Source organism: Ruegeria sp. B11, from assembly GCF_056539785.1.
In genome coordinates, this window is sequence record NZ_JBQFVO010000014.1 from 1 (window position 1) to 2,500 (window position 2,500).

The 2,500-nt window shown below is 54.6% G+C and carries 1 tRNA gene and 2 rRNA genes (1 of these 3 cut by a window edge); all 3 read right to left on the reverse strand.

Features of this window, described 5'->3' with window-relative positions:
• Window positions 1-77, reverse strand: a tRNA-Met gene (locus ACR0I1_RS20440).
• 123 nt (window positions 78-200) lie between these two features.
• A 5S ribosomal RNA gene (rrf, locus tag ACR0I1_RS20445) occupies window positions 201-315 on the reverse strand.
• A 190-nt stretch (window positions 316-505) separates the two neighbouring features.
• A 23S ribosomal RNA gene (locus tag ACR0I1_RS20450) occupies window positions 506-2,500 on the reverse strand; it runs 832 nt beyond the window's last position.

Consider the following 2,500-nt stretch of genomic DNA (forward strand, 5'->3'; position numbering starts at 1 on the left):
TGGTTGCGGGAGCAGGATTTGAACCTGCGACCTTCAGGTTATGAGCCTGACGAGCTACCGGGCTGCTCCATCCCGCGACACTTTAAGTGACCTATCGCTTACGCTACTTGAGGTCTTGTGTTGGTCTAGCGCCTATTCGGCTACTTGAGACCGGGTAGTGTTCTTTTCATCGTGTTTGAGAGACTGTGGGCTTTTACTAGGTTTGGCGGTGACCTACTCTCCCGGGGCTTAAGCCCAAGTACCATTGGCGCGGCAGTGCTTAACTTCCGGGTTCGGGATGGGACCGGGTGTTTCACTTGCGCTATGACCACCAAACCGAGGAAAAGCCCGTGTCGACTTTCCTGCGCTGCAGGAAAGCGACGAGGTGGCAGGCAGCGTCTTTTGCTTGCAAAAGGCGCGTTGCCACTCGGTTATAGTATCAACCAACATCGCGGCTTGGCGCTGCGACGTTATCCAACTCAAGGTCAGTGTATGCTTTTGGTGATTTGTCTTTCCATTACTGGATCAAATCAAGCCTATCGGGCGATTAGTACCGGTCAACTGAACGCATTACTGCGCTTACATCTCCGGCCTATTGACGTGGTGGTCTTCCACGGCCCTCAGGGAGACCTTGTTTTGAGGGGGGCTTCCCGCTTAGATGCCTTCAGCGGTTATCCTGTCCGATCATAGCTACCCAGCACTGCCGTTGGCACGACAACTGGTCCACCAGTGGATCGTTCACCCCGGTCCTCTCGTACTAGGGGCAACTCCTCTCAAGTCTCCTACACCCACGGCAGATAGGGACCGAACTGTCTCACGACGTTCTAAACCCAGCTCACGTACCTCTTTAAACGGCGAACAGCCGTACCCTTGGGACCTGCTCCAGCCCCAGGATGAGATGAGCCGACATCGAGGTGCCAAACACTGCCGTCGATATGGACTCTTGGGCAGTATCAGCCTGTTATCCCCGGCGTACCTTTTATCCGTTGAGCGATGGCCCTTCCACTCGGGACCACCGGATCACTATGGCCGTCTTTCGACTCTGCTCGACTTGTCAGTCTTGCAGTCAGGCTGGCTTCTGCCATTGCACTCAACGAGCGATTTCCGACCGCTCTGAGCCAACCTTCGCGCGCCTCCGTTACGCTTTAGGAGGCGACCGCCCCAGTCAAACTACCCGCCACGCAGGGTCCCGGATCCGGATAACGGACCGCGGTTAGACATCAAGAGTGCGAAGGGTGGTATCTCAAGGGAGGCTCCACGGATACTTGCGTTTCCGCTTCAAAGCCTACCACCTATCCTGCACATCACAATCCTGATGCCAGTGCGAAGCTGTAGTAAAGGTGCACGGGGTCTTTCCGTCTAACCGCGGGAAGCCTGCATCTTGACAGGCAATTCAATTTCGCTGAGTCGATGTTGGAGACAGCGGGGAAGTCGTTACGCCATTCGTGCAGGTCGGAACTTACCCGACAAGGAATTTCGCTACCTTAGGACCGTTATAGTTACGGCCGCCGTTTACCTGGGCTTCAATTCAAGGCTCTCACCTCTCCTTTTAACCTTCAGGCACCGGGCAGGCGTCAGACCCTATACGTCGTCTTGCGACTTCGCAGAGCCCTGTGTTTTTAATAAACAGTCGCCACCCCCTGGTTTGTGCCCCCAGCCCCTAGTTGCCTAGGAACCGGGCCTCCTTCTCGCGAACTTACGGAGGTATTTTGCCGAGTTCCTTCAACATCGTTCTCTCAAGCGCCTTGGTATGCTCTACCAGTCCACCTGTGTCGGTTTAGGGTACGGTCTGATGGAGGGCTATTTCCAGGAACCACTCAGCAGCCCAATCAATCCGATAAGATTGAACTACACCTGTGATCCGTCACATCCTCCTGGCCTAGGAATATTAACCTAGTTCCCATCGCCTACGCCTTTCGGCCTCGGCTTAGGGGCCGGCTTACCCTGCTCAGATTAGCTTTAAGCAGGAACCCTTGGACTTTCGGCGAGAGTGTCTCTCACACTCTTTGTCGCTACTCATGTCATCATTCTCACTAGTGATCTCTCCACCGGATGGCTCACGCCCCGGCTTCATCGAAAGCCTCTCTCCTCCAATCTGCCCGAAGGCATGAAGGAGGAATGAGACTATGTCACACTACGCTCTGCTACCGATGCTTACGCATCCCTAGACTTCGGCTCATGGCTTGAGCCCCGTTACATCTTCGCCGCAGGACAACTTATTTAGACCAGTGAGCTGTTACGCTATCTTTAAAGGATGGCTGCTTCTAAGCCAACCTCCTGGTTGTTTTGGTCGTCCCACCTGCTTTCCCACTTAGCCATGAATTGGGGGCCTTAGTCGTAGGTCAGGGTTGTTTCCCTCTCCACTACGGACGTTAGCATCCGCAGTGTGTCTGCCATCTAGTACTCCCGGGTATTCGGAGTTTGGTTAGGATCAGTAAGCCTGTGGGGCCCCATTACCCATCCAGTGCTCTACCCCCCGGGGTATTCGGATGACGCTCTACCTAAATAGATTTCGCAGAGA